Origin of the sequence: Actinokineospora inagensis DSM 44258, assembly GCF_000482865.1 — a bacterium.
Classification (GTDB): Bacteria; Actinomycetota; Actinomycetes; order Mycobacteriales; family Pseudonocardiaceae; genus Actinokineospora; species Actinokineospora inagensis.
In genome coordinates this window covers 68465-92511 of sequence record NZ_AXWW01000016.1, presented here as the reverse complement: position 1 = coordinate 92511, position 24047 = coordinate 68465, and the positions used below count along the sequence as shown (strand labels likewise).

The following is a 24047-nucleotide window of genomic DNA, read 5'->3' as shown; positions in this document are numbered from 1 at the left end:
GTGGCTTCGTGATCGATGACTTCGCGAAGGAATACCTGCATGGCGACCTGCGGGAGATCCGTGAGACGATGCTCTGGAAGCTCGACGGTCTCGGCGAGTACGACATCCGCCGCCCCCTGACCGCGACGGGTACCAACCTCCTTGGCTTGGTCAAACACCTGACGTTGTCGGAATGCCGGTATTTCGGTGAGGTCTTCAACCGCCCCTTCCCCGATCCCCTCCCCCGGTGGGACGACCTCGACAAACGCGGCACCGACATGTGGGCCACCGAACACGAAACCCGCGAAGAAATCATCAACAACTACCGCCGCGCCTGCACCCACTCCGACACGACGATCACCGCCCTCGACATCGACTCACCGGGACACGTGCCGTGGTGGCCACGCCCCAACGTCATGCTTTTCAACATCCTGGTCCACATGCTCACCGAAACCACCAGACACGCAGGCCACGCCGACATCCTCCGCGAACACCTCGACGGTGCGACAGGCACCGCCCCCGGCTCCCCCCAGCGCGACGCCGCTCTCCGCGAAGCCCGGACCGCAGAAATCGAGCGGGCCGCACAAGCGGCCACCACGACTCGCGGCTGACGGGCGGCCTGACGTGAACGGCCGCACGCCCAGTCCCCGCGACGCCAAGCTCACCCACGTGATCCCGTTGTCGAACGTTCGAACGATTCCGCCGCCATCCAGGTGGCCGCGATGTGGACCATGACCCGGGAAGTCATGGACGCGGTCGAGTCGGGCACGTTCGTCGCACGGGCAACGCAGGTCTGGTCCAGTCCTGGTCGGCGGCGACGGCCGACAGTTGGCCCGGCCTGCGTGAGCGGCACCGGGCCAGGAAGACCTCGGGCGGGGAGGCACGTGGGCGAGACCGCCCGCTCCACCGGCGGTCGGCCGCCGCACCGTCACGACCGCCATCCGCAGTCCCTTCCACCAGGGCGAACGCCCTGTCCACACGACACGGCAGCCGCCGCGCGGAGCACCCGCGAAAAGATCTTGGAAGTTTCTCGGGGGACGATGTCGAAACCGGGGTCGCCCGTTCGACGCCCTGGTGGATCGGGGTGGTGACCGGGCGGCCGGCCTGGGCTCCGGGACGACGGGGAGTGGATGACGATGCGGTTCATGGTGTTGGCCAAGGCGACGGTGGAGTCCGAGGCTGGGCAGTTGCCGAGCACCGAGGCGATGGTGGCGATGGGGCGGTACAACGAGGAGCTGGTCAAGGCGGGTGTCCTGCTCGCCGGGGACGGTCTGCAGCCGAGCGCGAAGGGCGCGCGGGTGCTGTTCGACGGCGACGACCGGACGGTGGTGGACGGGCCGTTCGCGGAGACCAAGGAACTGATCGCCGGGTACACGATCTTGGAGGTGGCGTCCAAGGAGGAGGCCGTCGAGTGGGTCAAGCGCTGCCCCAACCTGATGCCCGGCCAGGTCGGCGAGGTGGAGATCCGGCAGATCTTCGAGGCGGCGGACTTCGCCGAGGTCGCCACGGACGAGGTGGCCGCCTTCGCCGACGGCGTGGGGGAGCTGGGGCGGGCCAACGTGGCCAAGTGGCGGGCCGAGGTGGCGGCGCAGGAGCAGGGCGAGAGCTGAGGACGGACGGTTGCGCCCATCCGTCCGGTGAGGTTTATTCCTCGACGTGCCCGATCCGATGCCCACCCACAAGGCGGTCGAGGCGGTCTGGCGGATCGAGGCGGCCCGGGTCATCGCGGGCTTGGCGCGCGTGGTCCGCGATGTCGGGCCGGCCGAGGACCTCGCGCAGGACGCCCTGGTCGCCGCGCTCGAACAGTGGCCGACATCGGGCATCCCGGACAACCCGGGCGCGTGGCTGATGACGGTCGCCAAGCGCCGGGCGGTCGACGGTGTCCGGCGCGAGGTCCGGCTGGAACGCAAGGTCACCGAGCTCGGTCACACCACCGAGACCACCACGGAGATCGACGTCGAGGAACACGTCGAGGACGACGTGCTGCGGCTGATGTTCACCGCCTGCCACCCCGTCCTCACCCCACCCGCCCGCGCGGCGCTGACGTTGAAGATGCTGGCCGGGCTGCGCACCGAGGAGATCGCCCGCGCGTTCCTCGTCCCCACGTCGACGATGGCGCAGCGCATCGTGCGGGCCAAGAAGACGCTCACCGAGGCGCGGGTGCCGTTCGAGGTGCCGACCGGCGCCGAGCTCGCGCCCCGGCTGGCGTCCGTCCTCGGCGTGGTCTACCTGCTGTTCAACGAGGGCTACTCGGCCACCGCGGGCCCCGACCTCACCCGCCCCGGCCTGTGCGACGAGGCGATGCGGCTGGGCCGAATCCTGACCGCCCTCGTGCCGGACGAGCCCGCGGCGCACGGGCTGATCGCGCTGATGGAACTGCAGGCGTCCCGGCTGCGCGCCCGGACCGACGCGTCCGGCGAGATCGTCACCCTGCTCGACCAGGACCGCGCCCGCTGGGACCAACTCCTGATCCGACGCGGACTCGCCGCCCTCGACCGAGCCGTCGCCCTGGGCGGCGGCGCCGGTAAGTACGCCGTACAAGCCGCGATCGCCGCCTGCCACGCCCGCGCACGAACCGCCGAGGAGACCGACTGGGGTCGCATCGCCGCCCTGTACGGCGTGCTGACTCGGGTCGCTCCGTCTCCGGTGGTAGACCTGAACCGAGCCGTCGCGGTGTCCATGTCGGACGGACCGGCCGCGGCGCTGGAACTGGTGGACGCGCTGGTCGAGTCGAACACGCTGGCCCGCTACCACCTGCTGCCCGCCGTCCGAGCCGACCTGCTGGTCAAACTCGCCCGACCCGACGAAGCCCGCACCGAATTCAACCGAGCCGCCGAACTAACCAACAACAAAGAGAACGCGACCTACTACTCAGCCGCGCAGCCGAATGCGATTCGGCTTGATTGCCGACCCATTTCCGAGAAAGTCAGTGCGGACCGGCGGGGTCGTGCGGCGGATAGCAAAGAGTAACAGGGGTTTCGGGGAGACCGAGTTCGCGGCGGACGGACTGGGTGAAGTGTTCGGCGGCGTGTTCGGCGCCGCCGCGGGTGGTGCGCCAGTCTTCCCATGAGTATTTGCGTTGGCGGGCGAGGACGGCTAGTTCGTTGACCTTGAGGTCGACCTGGTACACGGCGGTGGCTACGTCCGGTGTGCCGTGGAACCACACGGCGACCACGGAGCGGTTGAAGTCAACGGCCAAGTCCAGCGCTTTGGCGAAGGCCTCGTCGGCCTCGGGGGTGTCGACCTCCGTCAGCGCCAGTGTGCGGTATGCCTCGCGGGAGGCGTAGTAGGCGCCGATGAACTGTTCGTAGATCCGGATGCGCTGGTCGCGCTGCCAGCGGCCCGCTTCGCTGCGGGTGTCCCAGAACCGGCCGACGACGAGGCCGAGTAGCGCGGCGAGGGCGGCGATGATGGCCTGCTGCATGGGCGACCTTTCAGCGGGACGGTGGACGTCGTCTCCATGATCGCCTGCTGGTCGGACATCGCTACCGGCGGGAACCCGCCCGGCCACTCAGGTGTGTGGCCGGACGGGTTCCCGGTGTGCGCTTCTACCGGCCTTGCAGCGATCTGACGTTGTCGCCGAAGCTCCAACTCTTCGAGCCGTCCCAGTTGAGCGACCAGGTCATCAGACCCTTGAGGCCGCCGCCACCGGTGGTCGTCCACGCCTGGGACACCAGCGAGGGCGTCATGTAGCCGCCGCCCGCGCCCGGCTGGGCGGGCAGACCAGGGACCTGCTTGTCGTAGGGGACCTTGATGGTGGTGCCCTGGATGGTCAGGCCGTTGTTCAGGCAGTCGGTCTGGACCTTGAAGCCCTGGACCGTGGCCGCCTGGTAGGAGTCGCCGGAGCAGCCGTACATGCTGCCGTTGTAGTACTGCATGTTCAGCCACCACAGGCGGCCGTTGTCGACGTACTTCTTGATGATCGGCAGGTAGGCGCCCCAAATGGAACCGTAGGTGACGCTGCCGCCGGTGACGTACGCGGTTTCCGGGGCCATGGTGAGACCGAAGTTCGACGGCATTTGGGCCAGCACGCCGTCGATGATCCGGATCAGGTTGGACTGCGACGCGGACAGGGTGCTGATGTTGCCCGCGCCGGAAAGACCGGTCTCGATGTCGATGTCGATGCCGTCGAAGTTGTACTTCTTCAGAATCGGCACGATGGTGCTGACGAACTTGTCCGCCACCGTCGTCGAGTTCAGGTCGATACCGGCCGCGGCGCCACCGATGGACATGAGGATCGTCTGGCCGGACGCCTTGGCCTGGCACATCTCGGCGGGGGTGGACACCTTGACGTTGCTGTCCATGCCGTCTTCCCACAGCACGGTGCCGTCGGAGCGGATCACCGGGAACGCGGCGTTGAGCACGTTGTAGCCGTGCTGCTTGATCACCGGGTTGGTCACCGGGGTCCAGCCGAACGGCGGGTGCACCCCGTTGATGGAGCCGTCCCAGTTCTCCCAGTAACCGACGAGGACCTTGCCCGCGGGCCGCGACTTGACCGCGCAGGTGTCGCCACCGGGGTCAGTCGTCGTGGTCGTGGTCGACGGCGGGGTGGTCGTGGTGGTGGTCGTGGTCGACGACGGGGGTGTGGTGGTGGTCGTCGTCTTCGTTGTCGTGGTGGTGGTCGTCGTCTTCGTCGTCGTGGTGGTCGACGAAGGCGGCGTGCCATCACACGCGCCCAGGTCCGACCACAGCGACTGCGTCGACGCGGGGTTCCACCCGGCACCCGGCCACGCGGTGTGCGCGACCTTGGCGCTGTAGAGCCTGCTCTGGTAGGTCACCTTCGCGCCCGCGGCGTACGTGCTGCCCTCAGCCCACGCGGGGGCGTCACAGACCACCGCCGCCACACCCGACTGAGCCGACGCGGACCCGCCACCCACCACCACAAGCGTCGTCACCACAGCAATGGCAATACCGGCAACCGCGGCGGCCACAAACCGCTGCGATCTCATAAATCTCGATGGTAAAGAAATGTTCCACATACTGTGATTATCATAAATGCGCCAGTCCCTGTCCATACTTGCCCGCGCGAGAAAGCCCCGACAACCCCCAGCCTGGTAACTTCCCAAGCGCGCACCCACTTGACAACGCCCACCCACCACCCCCTTTCCACCGCCCGGTAACTGTATGTCCGGTTGAAATAGGTCGTCCATTGATTCGATGGGCGAGATGCTCGATGGTCCGGCTATTCCGCAGTCCCTCCGGCCGCGCTCCCGGGAAGGAGGGCGGCCGGGGGGCGTGTGGTTCAGCCCGCGGTGTTGGTCAGTGCGAGGGTTTGTTCCTGGAAGGTGGTGGCGTTGTTGATCTGGGAGCCGACCGTGTAGAGGGTGTGGTCGACCGCGGCGATGCCGGAGAGGTCGCCGCGTTGGGTGCCGGTGGGGGTGGGGAGGAATGTGGTGGTGGTGCCGTTCGAGAGCGCGGAGATGGTGGCGAGGGACTGGTCGCCGATGAACCAGGCGTTGTTGGGGGCGATGGCTTTGACGCCCTTCAGCACCGTGCTCTTACCGCTGACCGTGGGGGTGGGCACGATGGTCCACGCGGTGCCGTTCCAGTGTTCGGCGAGGGCCTGGCTGCCCACGGCGCCGACCGCCCACACGTCGGTCGCCGAGGTGGCTGAGATGGCGTTGAGGTTGGCGCTGGACGACGGGTTGGTCGCCGGGACGGGCACGGACTGCCAGGTGCCGCCGGTCAGGCGCTCGATGAAGGCGGTGAGCCGGAAACCCTCAGGCGCCAACGACTTCCCCACGGTGCCGACCGCCCAGACGGTGCCGTCGGAGGTGATCGTGACGCCCTTCAGGAACTCGATCCCGTTCTTCGGGGCCTGCACACCCTGGACGAGTGTCCACGACGTACCGTCCCAGTGCTCGATGATCGGTTTGGACTCGTTCACCCCGTCCTGACCGACCGCCCAGACGTCGTTGGCGGCGCGGGCGGCGACGGCGTTCAGCGCGCTGTTGACCCCGTTGTTCGGGCTGGGGACGACTGTCCAATTGGTCCCGTTGAAGTGTTCGATCAGCGTCCTCTGCGTCCCGCCGGTGTACGTGGTACCGACCGCCCAGGCATCGGTGGCCGACAAGGCCGCCACACCGTTGAGGAAACCGGAGGAGTCCTGGCTCACCAGGTCCCAACTGCTGCCGTTCCAGCTTTCCACGACGGCCTTCCCGTCGGCGTCCCCCACCGCGAACCCGTGCGTGTTGTCCACCATGGACACCGCGCGCAGCTCGGTGTCGGTGACGGTGGTGGAGTTGGCGCTCGGCACGACGGTCCACGGTCCCGTGGCGGCGAGCGCGGTCGACGCCAGCACGGCGGTGGCGGCGATCCCCGTGGCCGCGGCAAGCGCCACGCGACGCCCACCCAGGGCGATGTTTGTGATCATGCCCTGGGATACCGGGGCACGTTACGCCCGAAGACCGTCGATGATTCGGGTCCACCCGTCGGCGCCGTGGCCGTCGTTGATGGCCCGGTGGTACTGCGCCCTGATCACGTCGGGGAGGGTGGTGTCGATGCGCACAGCCGCGCTGGACGCGTGGATATGGTCGGCGGTGGCGCCCAGCATCGTGATGCTGCTGCCCGCACCCGGGTGTTCACCCGCGTCGATCCGGGCTCCGAGACCGCCGACACCATCGGCCGCGATCATGTCGGGAATGGCGTGGAACAGCCGCATCACCTCGGGTAGGAACGTTTCCGCGGTGATTCCCGCGGAGCCGACGAGGGCGGTCGCGTGCGCGAGTCCCGACAAGGTGGTGAGGAAGACGTCAAGGTGCGCCTGGTACATCAGTTGAGCGCGCCCGGGATCGTCGCCCAGGAAACGGGGGTCGCCGATGTGCGCGAGAACGAGGCGGTGGGTGGCGAACGCACCATGATCGCCGCTGTAGTACACGTACGCGCGGCTGGTGCCGATCATGGGTGCGGGAACCATCACGCCACCGGTCAGGAAAGACGCGCCGTGCGATCGGGCCCAGGTCGACGCCTCTCGCGTGGCGTCCGGCGTGTCGGAGCTGAGGTTGACCAGGGTGCGCCCGGCCAGCACCGATGTCGCTTGGCCCAGGATGTCCCACATGGCGCGGTAGTCGGTCAGGCTCAGGATGATCAGGTCGCCCGCCGCCACCGCGGCCGAGGGGTTGTCGGCGAGTCGCGCGCCTGCGGAGACAACGTCGTCGGCGCGGGCAGGCGTGCGGTTCCACACCGTGACCGCGTGCCCGGCGCGCAGTAACGCACGGACCATGGCCCGCCCCATCGGACCGAGACCGATCACGCTGACGGCACCGCTGGTAGGTGGTGATGACATGCGCCCATGGTGGACAAGGTCGAATAGACTGGGAAGTACCCACCAAGTTCTGCGGTACTCACCTTTTCGTCAGTGAGGACGAGCGATGGCGAAGGCACCGAGGTCCGGCCCGTACATCTGCGGAATCGACGCGGCCCTGGACGTCGTGAGCGGCAAGTGGAAGGGCCTGGTCCTCTGGGAGTTGCACGCCCACGGCACCCGCCGGTTCGCTGAGCTGCGCCGCGCGCTGCCGGGTGTGAGCGAGAAGATGCTCACCCAGCACCTGCGCCAAATGGAGCAAGACGACCTCGTCCACCGCGAGGTCTACGCCGAGGTGCCCCCGAAGGTCGAGTACTCCCTCACCGAGTCCGGCGCCGCGCTCAACGAGGCACTCCGCCCCCTCGGCGCCTGGGGACGAGACCGCCTCCGCCGCCAGAACCTCGAGGTCACCCCACCTCACCAGCACACCGAGTAGAGACCACAATGGACAGATTTGGTCACCGGCGTGTCCGGTGATCGAGTCGTGCCGCCGGGTGATGGGATCATCGGGGCGGCCTGCGCAACAGTGGTTGAACCGGCGGTGAACCCGGGTGAGGGGCCGGTACCGTTCCAGCGCCACGGTGGTCGTGGTGGTGATGGGCTGGTAGGGGAACGGTGGCTGGGTTGGCCGGGGCGCGGGAGTTGGGGGAACGGCTCGCCGGGTTGAAGGCCCGGAGCGGGCGCAGTTACGACAGCATCGGGCGCCGGGTGAACCTGGGGAAGTCGACGGTGCACCGGTACTGCACCGGGGCGGCGGTGCCGGAGCGGTTCGGGGTGGTCGAGCAGATCGGGTTGGCCTGCGGCGCCGATCCGGACGAGTTGTTGGAGCTGCACCGGCTGTGGGCCCGAGCCGTCGCGACCGGGGGCACGGCCAGACGGGAGCCGGTCGAGCCACCGGAACCAGAGGTGCCGGAGACGCCAGAGGTGGTGGTCAGGCGCAGACGGTGGTGGCCGGTGGTCCTTGTCGTGGCGGGGGTGTTCCTGCTGATCGGCGGGTCGGCGGCGGTGCCGCCCGCGCGGGCGCCGCAGTGGGTGTCCGGACCGGCGTGGATGCGGCCGCCGACACCGGTGCCGCGCGAGCTGTTCGGGGTGACGATCAACAGCGCGGTGGGGGCGATGCCGACGTTCCGGGTTGGCGCGGTCCGGTTGTGGGACAGTGGGACGCGCTGGTCGGAGGTGGAGCGGCAGCGGGACCGCTACGACTGGTCCACTCTCGACAGGTTGGTCGACGGGGCGAACCGAGCCGGGCTGCCGGTGCTGTTCGTCTTCGGCGGTACGCCGCACTGGGCCGCGCCGATCGGACCGCCGACCCCGTACAGCGACAAGTCGTCGTCGGCGCCGCCGGACGACCTGGCCGACTGGGACGCCTTCGTCACCTCCGTCGTGCAGCGGTACCGGGGCCGGATCGAGTCCTACGAGCTGTGGGTGTTGGGCAACGACAAGCGGTTCTACTCGGGCAGCGTGCAAACCCTGGTCGAGATGACCCGGCGGGCGGCGAAGATCCTGCGGGCCACCGACCCCGCCGCCACCCTGGCCTGCCCGGGGATGGGCCAGTTGTGGACGGACGAGGGGATGGCCGTGCTGCGCCGGTTCGCCGAGCTGGGCGGGTACGGCTACTGCGACGTCGCGAGCGTCAAGCTGTTCCAGCGCCGCGCCACGGACCCGCCGGAGTCGATGCTGGAGCTGACCGCCACCGTCGACCACGAGCTGCACGCGGTCGGGCTACACCCGCCGATCTGGAACACCGGCACCACGTACACCATCCCGTTGGCGGACAAGCTCGACGAGACGACCAGCCGGAACTACGCGGTCCGGTTCTTCCTGGTCGGGCTCTACGCGTACGACACCAACCTGGAACGCATGTACTTCTACAACTGGGGCGGCACCCACATCCCGCTGGTGCTGCAGGCCGTCGGTGGGGAGCCGACGGCGGCGGCGTTGGCCGTGGAGCAACTCCAGGTGTGGCTGGCCGACGCGCGGGTGACCAGTTGTGGGCGCGGGCGCGGCAGCGGTTTGCCCGATACGGTGTGGCAGTGCGATTTCCTGATCACCGATGGTGAGCGGACCTACCCGGCGAGTATCCTGTGGACACACACCGGGACCGCCACCACCACCGCTCCCCCGGGCACCCGCGCCATCCGACACCTCGACGGCACAACCGATCCGCTGCGCGCGGGCGACCCGCTGACGGTCACCGAGGAGCCGGTGTTGGTGGAACGCGGCTGACCGGCGTCCTACCCGCCGCCGTCCCCGCAGGTCAGGGCCGGGACGGCGTCCCACCGTCCCGACTTGGCGCGCGACACCGCCGTCGCGCCGGGTCTCTCCCTAGAGTCTGGCCACCACAGCCGGTTCAAGGAGAGGACCACCGTGCGCGTCAGATCCAGACTGCTCACCTTCCTGTCAGCCGCCCTGATGCTGACCGGGATGACCTTCGCGCTGACCCCGACCACCGCCCAGGCCGACGACTGCCACCTGGTCGTCATCTGCGGCTCGGTCAAGAACGAGACCGGCACGCCGCTGCGGGCGCGGTACAAGAACAACAACAGCGACCCGTGGACCACGCTGGCGCTCAACCCCGGCCAGACCCTCGGCGGGTGTTCCGGGCTGGACTGCCTGGACATCGACCAGGTCGAGATCCCGGCGGGCTGCGTCGCCCGGGTCAGCGTCGGCGGCAACGAGCGCTACTTCCCGATGGGCTGGGACCGGTTCTCCTCGGGCGCCTACATCCGCGTCCTGGAACTGAAGTGCCGCGACGGCCGGGTCTACGCCTGGGCCGACATCTGGAACGACGAGAACAACGGTGGCCTGAGCTGCAGTTGGCCGGAGGACGACTACAACTGGGGCGACGACTGCGGCAACTTCCGCAACCGCGCCAGCGCCGTGCAGAACAACGGCAGCACCAAGTACAACAACTCGATCAACCTCTACTACCACACCAACGCCACCGGCGCCTGGGCCTGCCTCGGCCCCGCCAGCGTCTGGCGCGACCTCCGCTGGAACTACTTCAGTTGGGGCGCGGGCCAGGACGGCTACAACCAGTCGATGAACGACGAGATCGCGGGCTCGAAGTGGGTCAGGACCTGCGGCACCCCGTGACCCCCGTCTGACGACCGTGGCGTGGGCTCCCCCGCGCCACGGTCGTCGGCTTTCGGTACTACGTCCAGTCGACGTTCCCCGGCATGTTCCAGACCGAGGAGTACGCGCGGGAGCTGTTCCGCGCGATCTACCCCCGCGATGACGACATCGAACGGGAGAAGCGGGTCCAGCTCCGGCTCAAGCGCCAGGACATCCTGACCGAGCGAGAGGACCAATTGGCGCGCTGCTCGCGGCCGGCGAGCGCCAAGGTGTCACCCTGCGCGTCTACCTCTTCGCCGCAGATCCCGACATCGGCTTTCGGGGCCACGGGCGCACGTGGTCACCGGGGGAAGTTCGCCACCAGGAAGTCGCGCAACACCGCCACCCGCGACGGCAGGTGCCGGTCGGACGGCACCACCAGGTGCAGCGGCCTGCCCTCGGCGTGGTGATCGGGCAGTACCGGCGTCAGCAGACCCGACCGGACCGACGCGGCCACCGACGGTTCGGGGAGTAGCGCGATCCCGGCCCCGGCCACCGCCGCCCGTCGGACGAACGACAGGTCGTCGGCGACCAGCGGACCCGACACCGACACCGCCACCTCCCCGCGCGGCCCGTGCAGCAGCCACTGGTCGACGTCCCCGAAGCGCAGGCACTGGTGCCCGGCCAGGTCGGCCGGCCGTGGCGGGACTCCCCTGCGCGCCAGGTAGACGGGGGAGGCGAACAGCCGGAACCGGGTGTCCTGGAGCCGGGTCGAGCCCCGACCGCCGGTGCCGCGCAGCGCCAGGTCGAACCCGCCGTCGACCAGGTCGGTCCGCGTCGAGAGCGACACGTCCACCCGCACCTCCGGGAACCGGGCCAGGAACGCCGCCAGCAGCTCGGGCAGGACCTCGGCGCCCACGTCCGGCGGCGCGGTCATCCGCACCAGTCCGCGCGGGGTTTCCCGGTTGTCCGCCGCCGCGCCCGCCGCCGAGTCCAGTTCGGACAACGCCACCGACACCCGCGCGTGGTAGGCGCGACCCGCGTCGGTCAGCGCCAGCGACCGGGTGGTGCGGTGCAGCAGCCGCACACCCAGCCGGTTCTCCAGCCGCGCCACCCGGCGGCTCACCGTCGACTTCGGCATCCACAGCGCGCGGGCGGCGGCGGAGAAGCTCCCCGCCGCCACGACCCGAACGAAGACCGCCACGTCACCCAACTCGTCCACCAGGACATTGTGCCACCAGTGGAACAGTCCGTTCGGGACTCGGTCACTAGTGCGGAGAGGGCAACGCTCTTAGCGTTGGAGGCGTCAAACCGGCCAACCCCAGGAGCATCCGTGCCACGAGCAACCGTGATCGCGGCCAACGTCGTCCCGGCCTACGTCATGCCCGCCGCCATGAGCTACGTGAGCGCGCTGCTGCTGGCCGACCACCGGTTGGCGGCGGCCGCGCTCACCACGATCGCCGTCCCGTCCGCCATCGCCGCGCTCGCGGTCACCTTCGCGCCGCGCGGCGGACGGCGGGTGGTCCGCATGCTTGTGGCCGCTGTCCTGTGCGCGGCGGCGGCGGCCGCGGGATGCCTCGCCCTCGTCCACACCGGACTGGCCGAGTCCACTTTGTTCCTCGACGCCGTGCCGTCAGCCGTGCTCGGCGGCGTCATCACGGCGGCCCGCACCTCCAACCGGAAGAAGAACTCATGATCGTCGTCATCGGCGGCACCGGGACCACCGGACGCGCCGTCCTGCACGCCCTCGGCGCGCGCGGCGTGCCGACCCGGGCACTCGTCCGCACGCCCGGCCGCCTCCCCGCGCACATCGACCAGATCGTCGGCGACGCGGCCGACCCCGACTCGCTGCGCGCCGCGCTGACCGGGGCGACCGGCGTGTTCCTGGCCATGGGCAACGGCCCACGGCAGGAGGAGATCGAACTCGGCGTGGTCGCCGCGGCAGCCCATGTTCACCACTTGGTCAAGCTGTCCGCCCCCCAGGTCGACAACTCACCGGTCGCGATCGCCCGCATGCACCACCGCGTCGAGACCGCCATCCGCACGGCGGGGATCAGGCACACGTTCCTACGCCCGTACGCCTTCTTCCAGAACCTGCTGTTCCACGCCGACCGCATCCGCGCGACCGGCTGGTTCCCGACCACCACCGGCGACACCCCGCTGAACATGGTGGACGCCCGGGACGTCGCGGACGTAGCCGTCGCCGCACTGACCCACGACACGACCGGCACCCACCTGCTCACCGGCCCGGAGGCGATCTCCTACCCCGATGTCGCGGCCCGACTCACAGCAGCAGGCCGACCCGCACGATGCGTCACCGTCACCCCAACCGAACTCCGCGAAGACCTCCGCGGCGCACCGCCCTGGCTGGTGGACCACGTGCTGGAGATCCAGCACATGGCCACCACCCACCCCGAACACCCGAATGACACCGTTGCCCACTTGCTGGGCAGGCCCCCACGCCCCCTGAACGCCTTCCTGCACGAGTACGCGGCGGCATTCGGCATCCCCACCCGGTAGCGGCGGCATGGCCGGGTTGCCCTCCCCGGGTTGGAGGCGGTTCAGGGCAGGAAGATCAGCTTGCCTCGGACGTGACCACCCTCGCTGACCCGGTGCGCCTCGGCGGCCTCGGTCAATGGGTAGGTGGCGGCGGTGGGGACGGTCAGCTTGCCCGCTGCGGCGAGGGCGGCCGCAGCGAGATGGGAGTCATCCCACTCCCCAGGGGGCACTACGAATACCTGCGGCAAACCACCTACCGACCTGCGTCGTGCAGATGATCCAGGTTCTAGGCAGGACCTCCGTTGGCGCAGCGCCGCCCGGCCCGGGGAGAAGTCGGGTGCAGATCGCGATATCGGCGCGAGACGGCAACTCCCCGGGGCAGAGGCGGTTCAGGGCAGGAAGATCAGCTTGCCCCGGACGTGACCACCCTCGCTGACCCGGTGTGCCTCGGCGGCCTCGGTCAATGGGTAGGTGGCGGCGGTGGGGACGGTCAGCTTGCCCGCTGCGGCGAGGGCGGCCGCGGTGGTCAGGCGGGCGCTGACGGCGGCTGGGTCGGTGCCGCTGGCGAAGCGGACGCCGATTTCGGTGGCGGTGAAGTCGGCGATGGTGACGACGCGGTCGGGGGTGCCGACCAGGTTGACCAGGGTGGGGGCGGCGCCGTGGCCTGCGACGTCGTAGGCGAGGTCGATGCCGTTGGGGGCGAGGGCGCGGACGCGGTCCGCCAGGCCGTCGCCGTAGGTCGTCGGCTCGGCGCCGAGGGATCGCAGGTAGTCGTGGTTGGACTCGCTTGCGGTGGCGATTACCCGTAGTCCCAGGTCAACGGCGATCTGCACGGCCACGGTGCCGACCCCGCCCGCGGCACCGTGGATCACGATCGTCTCGCCCGCCACCGGGCGGATGAGGTCGAAGACCCCGTACGTGGTGTTCGCGGCGACCGGTAGCGCGGCGGCCACCTGCCAGTCGACCCCGGCGGGCTTGGCGGCCAGCGTCGCGACGTCGGCGACGACGACCTCGGCGTAACCGCCCTGACCAACGGCACCCAGCACCTCGTCCCCGACGCTGAACGTGGTGACGTCCGGTCCGACCGCCTCGACGACACCCGCGACGTCACCGCCGAGTACGTACGGGAAGTCGATCGGCCGGACGGCGGCGAGCAACCCGGCCCGGATCTTCCAGTCGACCGGGTTGATCCCGGTCGCCCGCACCCTGATCCGCACCTGCCCCGCGCCCGGCTCGACAACGTCCCGTTCGGCGACCCGCAGCACCTCGGGACCGCCGTACTCGCCGAACTCCACCGCGCGATAAGTACCCATGGTTCCTCCTCAAGATCCGAACTGTGCCCGCGAGATTAGGCAGCACAACGGCTCGAACAACGGGGTCTCACCCCTCGGTCGAGTGGCGCGCACCGGGAATACGACCGGCTTGGTCACTCCAGATCGGTGGACAGATCGGCGAGGGATGGGCTGGGGGTCAGCATGGTGATGGCCGTGGCGAGGGAATGGGGGTGTTCCCACGTGGCGGCCCCGGGCTGCCAACCCGGTCCCGCGATGAGCAGGCGCGGCCCCATGTCGGCGATGGCGGTCGCGGCGGTGTGGTGGGTGTGGTCGGCGCGGTGGGACCAGAGCAGCACGGTTCGCGGGGTGGTCGAGGTGACGGCGCGGACGAGGGCCGGGGTGGGCATGGCGGCGCCGAGGACGCGGGCGGAGATGTCGCGTTCGGCGAGGGCGGCGGCCAAGGCCTCGACGGGGAGGGAGTGCTGTTCGCCGGGGGCGCAGGCCAGCAGGATGTCGGCCTCGCGCAGGGGACGGTGGACGCGGTGCATGGCGACGGTCATCGACCAGGACAGGGCGTGTTCGTTGTCGACACAGTCCGGGTCGCGGCGCTGGGCCCGTTCGACGGCGGTCAGCGACGGTCGGCACACCCGTTCCCAGGTGCGCAGGACACCCCAGCGGTGGACGGACTGGATCAGCAGGTCGGCGCAGGTCCCGGTGTCCAGTTTGCGCGCGGCGGTGACGACGGCGGCCTGGGTGTTGCGCAGCGGGGCGGCGCCGTTGAGCAGGCCCGCCGCGGCGGCGGGGCGCATGCCGGTGTTGACCAGTTCGCACATGCGGGTCAGCCGGACGACGTCGTCGGGGCCGTAGCGGCGTTGGCCGCTCTGCCGCGCCGCGTACGGCTCCAGTCCGTACCGGCGGTGCCACGAGCGCAGGGTCGACTCGGTGATGCCCAGTCTGGTCGCGACCTGTCCGGCGGTCCACCCGGGTACCTCGCGGCCGGACGGCACGGGCGGCTCCTCGTCGACGCTCACCGGGGCGGGTTTCCCGTTCTGCACTGCTGACTGCGCGGTTCCATCGCTCCAACTCCGACCGGGTGTGTGGGTTCCGCGACGCGCCCCGTGCGTCGCGGAACCCATCCGCCCCGGACCAGCACCGAGACCCGCCCTGGGTACCGCGCCCGACACCCAGGGCCCCCGACTCGCGTCGATCTTGCCGGATCAGTTGTAGTCCGCCTGCCCGGCACTCACACCCCTTGTCACTCTTGTGAGTGACACACGGAAGTGTTTTTTCGGGACAAGCGTTGCGTTTCCGTTGCACAGCGTGTCGTTGCGCCGGGACCGACCCCGTCCACACGGGATGACCCGGGAGCGACCCGGGGATGGCCGGGGTTGACACGTGCCGCGTACGACCCGAACCGGCGACAACCAATCCTAACAAGAGCCGGAAAGTTTCCCACAACCGCACCCGCGCTGACCGGCCGGTGACATTCGGTGATGATTTAAGCCGTTCGGGTGGATAGCCGACGTCGGTAATTGTCTACCGGGTATCCCGGCATTAGCGTACTGACCGTCCTTGAAACTGCGGTCGGACCAAGGAGAATCCGGCCGGAATACCGCTGCGCCACCCATCCGGGAATGGCAACAACCGGTGCGGCACGGGTTTTGGTAGCGCTGTCACCATCTCCCGATGAATACCCGGTTACCCCGTCGTTGCGGCCCGACCGGCCGAAACACCGTGTTCACCACGTGTTTCCGGTCGACCCCCTATTGTCGGAAAATGGTAAGGGTGCGATGCGCTCGCTTGTCCTGTTCGACGGCCTCGGTGCACGGAACGAGGCGTTGATTCCCGCTTTGCGACAGGCTCGTCGAAACCCGGCGAATGCCGCGTTCTTCCATTCGGTGCACCGCGCGCTGGACGAGATGGTGGAATACCTCGGGCCCGCGCTGCCCGGTGGTCTGCCGGTGGAGAAGTGGCTGGACGGCCTGGAACCGCCGGTGCTCGACTCGACCGCGACCGGCGTCCTGGTGCACCTGCGCCAACTCGGCGGGCTGCAGCCGGGGGCGCTGCCGGACGACGTGGTCGGCGCGCTCGGGCACAGCATCGGGTTGCAGGCCGCGATCGTGGCGGGGGTCCACAACCGCCGAATGGACGACTTCTTCGCGCTGGCAACGGCTTCGGTCAAGCTGGTGGTGGTCAGCCTGGCTCGCGCGCAACAACTCTCCGCCGACTCAGGCGCCCCGATGAGCGCCGTCACCGGCCTGACCACGGCGGACCTGCGGGACGCGCTGGTCGACCACCCCACCGTGTGCGTCGGCCTGGTCAACACCCCCACCGCGCACGTGCTCAGCGGCCCGCCCGCCGACCTGCGCGCGCTGCGCCACACGACGCCGTTCACCCGGTCGACGGTGACCTGGACCGACCTGCCCACGACGATCCCGTTCCACAGCCCGCTGCTGGCCGGGCTGCCCGCGCTGGTGCGCGCCGACCTGCCCGCGATCGGCCCACTCCCCCGCCCCGGCGACCTGGCGCTGCCGGTCTACGCCGCCGACGGCGGGCACGACCTGCGCGGCGCCGACGACCTGGTGACCGAGTACCTGGACCAGGTCTTCGCGCGCCCCAACGACTGGGCGGGCGCGGTGGCGCGCGCCGTCACCGACTCGGCGGCCGACCGGGTGCTGGACGCGGGCCCCGGGCCGGGTGCCCGCCGGTTCGCCCGCGAGTGCCTGCGCGCCGTCCGCGTCGAACCGTTGCGACAAGCCCGCTGAGCTGGAGAAGGAGCGAAACCGTGCGTTGTCTGCTGTTCCCGGGTCAAGGCGTGCAGAAGCGCGGGATGGGGTCGGACCTGTTCGCCCGCCACCCCGAGGCGACCGCGCTGGCCGACGAGGTGCTGGGCTGCTCCATCGAGGAGCTGTGCGTGCGCGACCCGCTGCGGCGGCTGCGCGACACCCGGTACGCCCAGCCCGCCGTGTTCTTCGTCAACGCGCTCATGGGCCTCGAACAGGCCGCCCCGGAGTGCGTCGCCGGGCACAGCCTCGGCGAGTACAACGCGCTGGTCGCGGCGGGCGTGCTCAGCCTGGCCGACGGGCTGGCGCTGGTGGTGCGGCGGGCCGAGCTGATGGCGGGCGTCACCGGCGGCGGCATGTCCGCCGTGCAGGGCGTGCCCGCCGCGTTCGTCCGGCGCGCGCTCGCCGAGACCGGGCTGCCCAACGTGTTCGTGGCGAACCTCAACGCCGACACGCAGACCACGATCGCGGGTGACCGGGCCGAACTGGCGGTGGCGGGCAAGGCGATCGCCGGGCTGCCCGGCGCGCGGGTGGTGCCGCTGAACGTGAGCGGCCCGTTCCACACGCCGCTGATGGCGCCCGCCGCCGCGGAGTTCCACGCGGTGCTGGCCAGGCAGGTGTTCGCGCCCGCCGCGATCCCGGTGGTCTCCAGCGTCACCGGTGAGTTGTTCGACCCGGCTGACGGGGCGGGGCTGCTGGCCCGCCAACTGGCCGAGCCGGTCGCGTGGGTGCGCGTGGTGCACACCCTGCGCGCGCTGGGTGTCACGGAGTTCGACGAGGTCAACGGCAAGACGGTGACCGCGCTGGTCACCCGGATCCACTAGGGGCGCAGGCGAACATGGGGAACAACGACATCGCGGTGGTCGGCTTGTCGGTCGACCTGCCGGGCGCGTCCGGGCTCGACGAGCTGTGGCGGCTGATCAGCACCGGGTCGGGCACGGCGCGGCCGTTCCCGGTCGACCGCAGGGGCAAGCTGGCCGAGTACATCTCGTACCTGCGCGCCACCAGCATCGACCCGTTGGACGAGCCGGATGTGGAGTACCACAACGGCTACTTCCTGGACACCGTCGACCACTTCGACCACACCGCGTTCGGCATGAACCCGCGGCAGGCGACGCTGACCGACCCGCACCACCGGATGGTGCTGCGCGCCATGTACCTGGCGTTCGAGGACGCGGGCTACTCGCTGGACCGGTTGCGCGGCAGCCGGACCGGCGTGTTCGTCGGCTTCGCGGTCAACCCGGGGTCGACCTACCTGGACTACATCAGCCGGGTCGACCCGTCGGTGGGCCAGCAGGCGATCACCGGCAACATCCCGGCGATGCTGGCCAACCGGCTCTCGCACTTCCTCGACCTGCGCGGGCCGAGCATGGTGGTGGACACCGCGTGTTCGGCGACGCTGGTCGCGGTGCACCAGGCCAAGAACGCGCTGTTGTTGGGCGACTGCGACCTGGCCGTGGTCGGTGGGGCGCGGATCGTGTTCGCACCGGTCAAGCACCGGCACTCGAACATCGGCATCGAGTCGTCGGACGGGGTCACCCGCACCTTCGACGAGGCGGCCGATGGCACCGGGTTCGGCGAGGGCTCGGGCGCGGTGGTGCTCAAGCGGCTGGACCGGGCGCTGGCCGACGGCGACCAGGTGTACGCGGTGCTCAAGGGCAGCGCGGTCAACCACGACGGCAACACCGAGGGGATCACCAACCCGGACAGCGACTCTCAGGCCGAGCTGCTGGTGAGCGCGTGGCGCAACGCCGGGGTCGACCCGCGCGGCATCGGGTACTTCGAGGCGCACGGCACGGCGACCCGGGTCGGCGACCCGATCGAGCACGAGGGCATCAAGCGCGCGTTCGCCCGGCACACCACCGACCGGCAGTTCTGCGCCGTGGGCACGGTGAAGGCCAACGTCGGCCACCTGTTCGAGGGGTCCGGCGTGATCGGGTTGATCAAGGCGATCGCGGTGCTGCGCAACGGGATGATCCCGCCGCAGGCCAACTACCGGACGCCGAACCCGAAGCTGGATTTCACCTCCGGCCCGCTGTACCTGCCCACCGAGCTGCTGCCGTGGGAGTCCGAGGGACCGCGCCGCGCGGGTGTGAGCGCGTTCGGCCTGGGCGGCACCAACGCGCACGCCGTGCTGGAGGAATACGTCGCGGTGGACGACCGGCCCGCGTCCACCGGGCCGCAACTGTTCGTGCTCAGCGCGGCGACGATCAAGTCGCTGACCGGGATCGTGGAGCGGCACATCGCGTTCATCGACGCGGGCGGGCTCGACGGTGTGGACATCGCCGACGTCTGCCACACGACCCGGGTGTCCCGCGCCGGGCACCGGCACCGCGTCGCGCTGGTCGTCACCGACGCCGCCGACCTGCGCCGTCAGTTGGCGGGCCTGCTGGTGGAGCGGCGCGACCCGCTGCCGGACGGCCCGCTGGGCGAACGGGCGACCGCGTTCCTGCGCGACGGCTCGGTGGACCTGGCGTCCACTGAGGACCGGCAGGCGCGGGTCGTGCGGCTGCCCGGCTACGTGTTCGACGAGGCCCTGGCGTGGGTGCAGTTCCCGGACACGTGGCGGGACACGATGAACCTGACCACGAACGACGAGCGGCACCCGGTCACCCACGACGTGGAGTTCCGCGAGGTCCCGGCGCACGCGGTGTCGAACGTCGCGGCCAAGGTGCTCGCGGTCGTGGACCCGGATACCGACGCCGAGGACGTCCTGGTGGCGGCCGGGTTGGGTGACGTGCGGTTCATCCGGCTCGGCGAACCCGTCGAACCCGGCGGCGTGCCGTTCCAGCCGAACGACCCCGTCGCCTGCGACCAACTCGCCCGGCTGGTCGATGCCGGCGTCACGCATGTCGTGCACGCGACCGCGTTCGAGGAGAAGGCCGCGCTGGATGTGTCTGCAGTGGACAGCCGGGTGGCGAAGAACCTGGACGGCCTGTTCCAACTGACCAAGTCGCTGATGGCGGCGGGGGTGAAGACCCGGCTGGTGGTACTCACCCGGACGGCGGTGTGCGCGACGCCGGGTGAGCAGGTGGTGCCGGAGAACGCGGCGCTGGTCGGGTTCGGCAAGGTCGTGGAGCGCGAATACCCGTACATCAAGGTGAGCCACATCGACGTGGACCCGGCGGTGTCCCCGGCGGCGCTGCGGGCGGAGGTGCTGTCCGAGGAGCGCGGGCTGTCCGTGCTGCGCGGCGACCAGCGGCTGCGCGAGGTGTTCGTTGAAGTGTCCGAATTGGACACAGCAAAGGTCGAGCACTTGCGGGCGGGCGGCACGTACCTGATCACCGGCGGCACCGGGGCACTCGGCCTCGCCGTCGCCGCGCGGTTCGCCAACACCCAGCCGGACATCGACCTGGTGCTGCTGAGCCGGTCCGGGCTGCCGCCGCGCGAGCAGTGGAACGATGTGTCGGCGGTGCCGAGCGGGTCCGCGGTGGCCAAGCGCGTCGCCGCCGTCCGCGAGGTGGAGCAGACCGGCGCCCGGGTGCACGTCGTCGCGGCGGACGCGGGTGATCCGGCCGCGTTCGGTGCCGCCATCACGGGAATCCAACGCGACCACGGCCGCATCGACGGCGTCGTGCACGCTGCGGGTCTGCCCGGCGGCAGCACGGTGATGTTCCGCGAGCGCGCGGACTTCGACGCAGTCGTTCGGGCGAAGTTGCACGCGGCCTTCGTGCTCGACCAGCTCACCCAGGCCGACCGGCCGGACTTCATCGCGCACTTCTCCTCGGTCGCGTCGGTGTTCCCCGCGCCCGGCCAGGCCGACTACGCCGCCGCCAACTACTACCTGGACAACTTGGCGCGCGCCCAGGCGGGCGGTCCCTGCCACGTCATCGCGCTGGACTGGGTGGCGTGGAAGGAAATCGGCATGGCGGTCGACTTCGGCACCAACGGCGACACCATGTTCAAGGCCCTGCCCACGACCACCGGGCTCGACGTGCTCGACGCGGGCCTGCGGTCGCGGCGGTCCCGGTTGTTCGCGGGCGAGCTGAACTACCGCGGCGAACTAATCCACCTGCTGCGGTCCTACGACGTCGCGCTGTCCGCCGACATCGAGGCCAAAGTGGAGAAGGAGATGCACGCCCTGGCGGAACGGCTGCGCGCGGCGGCGGACAAGACCAAGGCGACGGTCGCCGCGGTCGAGGTCGAACTGACCGGCCGCGAGGAGTTCACCGACGTCGAGCGGACGGTCGCGCAGTGCCTCGCGCTCGCCTTCGGCTACCCGGAACTGGACGTGGAGGCCGACTTCTTCGACCTCGGCGGCGACTCGATCATGGCGGCGACGGTGGCAGGCACGATCGCCACGGTGCACGGCGTGGGCTACGACGTCGCCGACCTGCTGGCCGACCGCACGACCAGCGAGATCGCCTACCACATCGAGGAACTGGTCGCGTTCGCCGAGCTGAACCCCGAGGCGGCCTGATGTCGGGCGACGCCACGGACATGACCACCGGGCCGCCGCTGCGCAAGGTGCTCGGCTTCGCCCTCCCGCTGACCGCGGCGAACCTGCTGCAACAGGGTTACGTGCTGGTCGACGGCATCGTCGTCGGGCACTGGACCGGGGTCGGCGGACTGGCCGCGATCGGCGCGGCGGGCCCGCTGTTCTACCTGCTCAACGCCATGTTCATCGGGCTGGGCACGGCGTTCACCATCCGGCTGGCGCACCTGCGCGGCGCAGGCGACGCCGACGCCCGGCGCGGGGTCGTGCTGTCGCTGGCGCTGGTCACCGCGGTGTGGTCGGTGGGCTGCGTGCTGGTGGCGACGGCGCTGGTCAACCCGGCGCTGGCGCTGATGGGCCTGCACGGGCAGGTCGCGGACGACGGCGCGGTGTTCATCAGCACGCTGTCGATCGGCTTCCCGGGCATCTTCGGCTCGGCGGCGGTGAGCGCCTACCTGCGCGGCCTCGGCGACTCGCGGGCGGCGCTGTGGGTGGCGGGCTTCGGCAGCGTCACCAACGCGGTGCTGGTGTTGCTGCTGGTCGCCGGGTGGGACATGGGGATCGCCGGTGCCGCGCTGGCGACGGCGACCTCGTCCACCGCGGCGCTGGTCGTCGGGCTGGTGGTGGCGGCGCGCAAGTACCCGGTGGCGCGCACCGGCGGCCGGCCCGCGCTGCGCCGCGAACTGACCGGCGCCGTGCGGCTGGGGTTCCCGCTGGCCAGCCAGCACATCATCCTGGCGGTCGGGATCATGGTGCTGGTCTGGATCATCCAGGCGTTCGGGCCGGTGGTGCTGGCCGCGTTCAGCATCGTGTCCAGAGTGGAGCAGTTCACCGCCATGCTGTTCCTGGACTTCTCCGGCGCGATCACCGCGTTCACCGCGCAGAACCTCGGCGCGGGCGACGAACGCCGGGCGCGGACCGGGCTCACCCGCACGCTCGGCCTGACCGCGGCGCTCACCGTCGTCACCGCCGCGGTGGTCTTGGTGGCCCGCGGCCCGATCGCCGCGATCTTCACCGACGACCCGGCGACCCGGGCGCTGACCGAGCGGTACCTGGTGATCATCTACCCGTTCCTGGCGCTCTACACGCTGATGGTGGTGCTGCACGGCTACCTCAACGGCGCCCGCCGCACCACCGCCCCGCTGATCTGCACGGTGATCGCGTTCCTGCTGGTGCAGATCCCGTTCGCCTACCTGTTCCACAGCGTGTTCGGCATCGAGGCGGTCATGTGGGCGGTGGTGGTCGGCTGGACCGCCGGGCTCACGTACTCGGTGCTGTGCCTGCGCCGCGTGCTGTTCACCGCGCCCGCCCTTGAGGAGGCCTTGCCGTCGTGATCACCGAGAGCCGCGCCACCGTGGAGTTCCACGGCGGCACCGCGCGGTCCGGTCCGCTCTGCTGGGGTCAACAGGGCACATGGGACAGTCTGAGTTTGTGGTATCCGCAGGTGAAACCGTTCTTCTTCTTGACCCGCTGGCTGCCGGTCCCGCTGCTGCTGGAACTGGGTGATGTGCTGGACGTCGTCGGCGAACTGCTGCTGCGACACGAATCGCTGCGCACACTCGTCGACCAGCGACCCGGCGGCGAACCGACCCAGCGGGTACTGGCGTCCGGCACGCTGTCGATCGACGTCTACGACCGCCCCGCCGACGACCCGGTCCAGTTCGGCGACATCGTGGACACCTGCTGGGAACGCGGCACGGCGCAAGCGCTTGACCACTCGCGGGAACTCCCCTTGCGACTGTCGGTGGCCCTGCACGACGGTATCCCAGTGGTCATCGCGTTCGCCTTGTCGCACCTGGCCGCGGACTTCACCGCGACCGAGGCCCTGGTCCGCGAACTGACCGCGATGCTCGACGCCAAAGCCGCAGGCACTCCGCTCCCCCCAGCGCGACAAGCGTTGCAGCCCTTGGACATCGCCCTCGCCGAGCGGTCCCCGGACGGACAACGCCGCAACATCGACGCCGTCCGGCACCTGCGGTCGGTGCTCGACCGGATGCCCGACCCGATCACCCCCCAGGCGGTGCCGGAGTCCCCCCGTTTCATCGGCGCGAACCTGGAGTCGGACATCCTGGCGGTGGCGGTCCGCCGCGCGGCGCGTCGCTGCCGAACCAGCACGTCGGTGGTCCTGTTGGCCATCACCTCCGCGCTGGTGCGCTGCTTCTGGCCAGACCCCTTGCTGCGCCTGGACATCATGCAGAGCAACCGCACCACCCCGGACATCGCCGCCGCCACCACCACGCTGAACCAGGTCGTACACACCGTCACCGACCTGACCGGCGAGTCACTGTCCACCATGCTGGAAGTCGCGGCCCGGACCATGACCCTGGCCATCACCCACTCCCGCTACGACAACCGCTCCGCGCGGGAGGTCATCCGCACGTCAGGCCGAGACCTGGCCCCCGGCGTCCAGTTCAACGACATGTGGTCAACCCTCCACAAAGGACGCACCTCGGCCGACCCGTCCCCCTCCGCCCTCACCTGGCCCGCCGTCTCCGACGCGGAGAACATGGCCATCTACCTGGACATCCGCGGCACACCCCACCGAATCCTCCTCGGCGCCATGGTCGACACCGCCATCCTCCCCCGCCCAGGCATCGCCGCCTTCCTGCTGACCTTCGAACGAGTAGCCGTCGAACTGGCCGAAGCAGACGTGTCGCTGGACCGTGTGCGGGACTTGACGGTCGAGAACGCCACCTCACCTTGAGCATGGTTGCCCAGCG

Annotated in this window: 19 protein-coding genes and 4 pseudogenes; 14 read left to right on the top strand and 9 right to left on the bottom strand. The window is 70.2% G+C overall.

What is annotated here, in order from left to right; translation table 11 throughout:
* The first annotated feature begins 8 nt into the window (after positions 1-8).
* From H504_RS0106655 to H504_RS33695, 3 genes and pseudogenes are all read left to right on the top strand, one after another.
* Entirely contained in the window at positions 9-590 is a 582-nt protein-coding gene (locus H504_RS0106655) for a DinB family protein (RefSeq protein ID WP_026422134.1), read from the top strand.
* 525 nt (positions 591-1115) lie between these two features.
* Positions 1116-1589, top strand: coding sequence for a YciI family protein (locus H504_RS0106650; RefSeq protein ID WP_026422133.1), 474 nt, complete (start codon positions 1116-1118; stop codon positions 1587-1589).
* 58 nt (positions 1590-1647) lie between these two features.
* Positions 1648-2882, top strand: a pseudogene (locus tag H504_RS33695) (RNA polymerase sigma factor).
* 23 nt (positions 2883-2905) lie between these two features.
* Here H504_RS33695 and H504_RS0106640 read toward each other — a convergent pair.
* The 5 genes and pseudogenes from H504_RS0106640 to H504_RS0106625 all read right to left on the bottom strand — a co-directional run bounded on the left by H504_RS0106640 (position 2906) and on the right by H504_RS0106625 (position 7264).
* Entirely contained in the window at positions 2906-3403 is a 498-nt protein-coding gene (locus H504_RS0106640; RefSeq protein ID WP_026422132.1) for a hypothetical protein, read from the bottom strand.
* Positions 3404-3527: 124 nt separating this feature from the next.
* Positions 3528-4487: pseudogene (locus H504_RS0106635) on the bottom strand (chitinase); the annotation flags it as partial.
* 189 nt (positions 4488-4676) lie between these two features.
* Positions 4677-4928 (bottom strand): annotated as a pseudogene (locus H504_RS43820) (carbohydrate-binding protein); the annotation flags it as partial.
* 293 nt (positions 4929-5221) lie between these two features.
* The gene (locus tag H504_RS43565; RefSeq protein WP_026422130.1) at positions 5222-6319 is read right to left on the bottom strand and encodes a hypothetical protein; all 1098 of its coding nucleotides are present in this window, start codon (positions 6317-6319) and stop codon (positions 5222-5224) included.
* Positions 6320-6373: 54 nt separating this feature from the next.
* Positions 6374-7264 carry an NAD(P)-dependent oxidoreductase gene (locus tag H504_RS0106625; protein ID WP_026422129.1) on the bottom strand — a complete coding sequence of 297 codons (891 nt, stop codon included), beginning with the start codon at positions 7262-7264 and terminating at the stop codon, positions 6374-6376.
* Between the two features lie 85 nt (positions 7265-7349).
* Between H504_RS0106625 and H504_RS0106620 the strand changes: the two genes are divergently transcribed.
* The 4 genes and pseudogenes from H504_RS0106620 to H504_RS43965 all read left to right on the top strand — a co-directional run.
* Positions 7350-7718, top strand: coding sequence for a winged helix-turn-helix transcriptional regulator (locus tag H504_RS0106620; RefSeq protein ID WP_026422128.1), 369 nt, complete (start codon positions 7350-7352; stop codon positions 7716-7718).
* 179 nt (positions 7719-7897) lie between these two features.
* The gene (locus H504_RS33690) at positions 7898-9508 is read left to right on the top strand and encodes a helix-turn-helix domain-containing protein (RefSeq protein ID WP_051385566.1); all 1611 of its coding nucleotides are present in this window, start codon (positions 7898-7900) and stop codon (positions 9506-9508) included.
* Positions 9509-9649: 141 nt separating this feature from the next.
* Positions 9650-10378, top strand: coding sequence for a hypothetical protein (locus tag H504_RS38470; RefSeq protein WP_051385565.1), 729 nt, complete (start codon positions 9650-9652; stop codon positions 10376-10378).
* Between the two features lie 65 nt (positions 10379-10443).
* Positions 10444-10806, top strand: a pseudogene (locus H504_RS43965) (Scr1 family TA system antitoxin-like transcriptional regulator); the annotation flags it as partial.
* Here H504_RS43965 and H504_RS0106605 read toward each other — a convergent pair.
* On the bottom strand, positions 10698-11558 hold the full coding sequence (locus H504_RS0106605; protein WP_026422127.1) for a LysR family transcriptional regulator: 861 nt from the start codon (positions 11556-11558) through the stop codon (positions 10698-10700). The pseudogene H504_RS43965 and the gene H504_RS0106605 overlap by 109 nt on opposite strands.
* A gap of 111 nt (positions 11559-11669) precedes the next feature.
* Here H504_RS0106605 and H504_RS0106600 point away from each other — a divergent pair, with 111 nt between their 5' ends.
* Both H504_RS0106600 and H504_RS0106595 read left to right on the top strand, forming a co-directional pair.
* On the top strand, positions 11670-12032 hold the full coding sequence (locus H504_RS0106600) for a hypothetical protein (protein ID WP_157440250.1): 363 nt from the start codon (positions 11670-11672) through the stop codon (positions 12030-12032).
* Positions 12029-12856 (top strand): SDR family oxidoreductase, encoded by an 828-nt coding sequence (locus H504_RS0106595; protein ID WP_026422125.1) that lies wholly within the window; start codon positions 12029-12031, stop codon positions 12854-12856. Before H504_RS0106600 ends, H504_RS0106595 begins: the two co-directional genes overlap by 4 nt.
* A 41-nt stretch (positions 12857-12897) precedes the next feature.
* Here the strand turns inward: H504_RS0106595 and H504_RS42855 are convergent, their stop codons facing one another.
* From H504_RS42855 to H504_RS33680, 3 genes are all read right to left on the bottom strand, one after another.
* Entirely contained in the window at positions 12898-13065 is a 168-nt protein-coding gene (locus H504_RS42855; protein WP_245614089.1) for a zinc-binding dehydrogenase, read from the bottom strand.
* A gap of 159 nt (positions 13066-13224) precedes the next feature.
* Positions 13225-14148: an NADP-dependent oxidoreductase gene (locus H504_RS0106585; RefSeq protein ID WP_035303424.1), complete on the bottom strand. Its 924-nt coding sequence runs from the start codon at positions 14146-14148 to the stop codon at positions 13225-13227.
* A 113-nt stretch (positions 14149-14261) separates the two neighbouring features.
* The gene (locus tag H504_RS33680) at positions 14262-15140 is read right to left on the bottom strand and encodes a MerR family transcriptional regulator (RefSeq protein ID WP_169735336.1); all 879 of its coding nucleotides are present in this window, start codon (positions 15138-15140) and stop codon (positions 14262-14264) included.
* A gap of 759 nt (positions 15141-15899) precedes the next feature.
* Here H504_RS33680 and H504_RS0106575 point away from each other — a divergent pair.
* The 5 genes from H504_RS0106575 to H504_RS0106555 are packed head-to-tail and all read left to right on the top strand — an operon-like array spanning position 15900 to position 24031.
* Positions 15900-16874: an ACP S-malonyltransferase gene (locus H504_RS0106575; RefSeq protein ID WP_035303423.1), complete on the top strand. Its 975-nt coding sequence runs from the start codon at positions 15900-15902 to the stop codon at positions 16872-16874.
* Positions 16875-16894: 20 nt separating this feature from the next.
* Complete coding sequence (locus tag H504_RS0106570) at positions 16895-17716, top strand: ACP S-malonyltransferase (RefSeq protein WP_026422122.1); 822 nt, start codon at positions 16895-16897, stop codon at positions 17714-17716.
* A 14-nt stretch (positions 17717-17730) separates the two neighbouring features.
* On the top strand, positions 17731-21312 hold the full coding sequence (locus tag H504_RS38465; protein ID WP_026422121.1) for a type I polyketide synthase: 3582 nt from the start codon (positions 17731-17733) through the stop codon (positions 21310-21312).
* Positions 21312-22661, top strand: coding sequence for an MATE family efflux transporter (locus H504_RS0106560; RefSeq protein ID WP_026422120.1), 1350 nt, complete (start codon positions 21312-21314; stop codon positions 22659-22661). The genes H504_RS38465 and H504_RS0106560 overlap by 1 nt, the downstream gene beginning before the upstream one ends.
* Entirely contained in the window at positions 22658-24031 is a 1374-nt protein-coding gene (locus H504_RS0106555; RefSeq protein ID WP_026422119.1) for a condensation domain-containing protein, read from the top strand. Before H504_RS0106560 ends, H504_RS0106555 begins: the two co-directional genes overlap by 4 nt.
* The last annotated feature ends 16 nt before the right edge of the window (positions 24032-24047 follow it).

What these genes read in the sequence shown, in the direction of transcription:
- H504_RS0106560 (WP_026422120.1), top strand. Translation starts at nt 21,312, where the DNA reads ATGTCGGGCGACGCCACGGACATGACCACCGGGCCGCCGCTGCGCAAG.
- H504_RS0106585 (WP_035303424.1), bottom strand. Translation starts at nt 14,148, where the DNA reads ATGGGTACTTATCGCGCGGTGGAGTTCGGCGAGTACGGCGGTCCCGAG.
- H504_RS38465 (WP_026422121.1), top strand. Translation starts at nt 17,731, where the DNA reads ATGGGGAACAACGACATCGCGGTGGTCGGCTTGTCGGTCGACCTGCCG.
- H504_RS0106595 (WP_026422125.1), top strand. Translation starts at nt 12,029, where the DNA reads ATGATCGTCGTCATCGGCGGCACCGGGACCACCGGACGCGCCGTCCTG.
- H504_RS0106625 (WP_026422129.1), bottom strand. Translation starts at nt 7,264, where the DNA reads ATGTCATCACCACCTACCAGCGGTGCCGTCAGCGTGATCGGTCTCGGT.
- H504_RS0106575 (WP_035303423.1), top strand. Translation starts at nt 15,900, where the DNA reads ATGCGCTCGCTTGTCCTGTTCGACGGCCTCGGTGCACGGAACGAGGCG.
- H504_RS0106620 (WP_026422128.1), top strand. Translation starts at nt 7,350, where the DNA reads ATGGCGAAGGCACCGAGGTCCGGCCCGTACATCTGCGGAATCGACGCG.
- H504_RS0106640 (WP_026422132.1), bottom strand. Translation starts at nt 3,403, where the DNA reads ATGCAGCAGGCCATCATCGCCGCCCTCGCCGCGCTACTCGGCCTCGTC.
- H504_RS0106650 (WP_026422133.1), top strand. Translation starts at nt 1,116, where the DNA reads ATGCGGTTCATGGTGTTGGCCAAGGCGACGGTGGAGTCCGAGGCTGGG.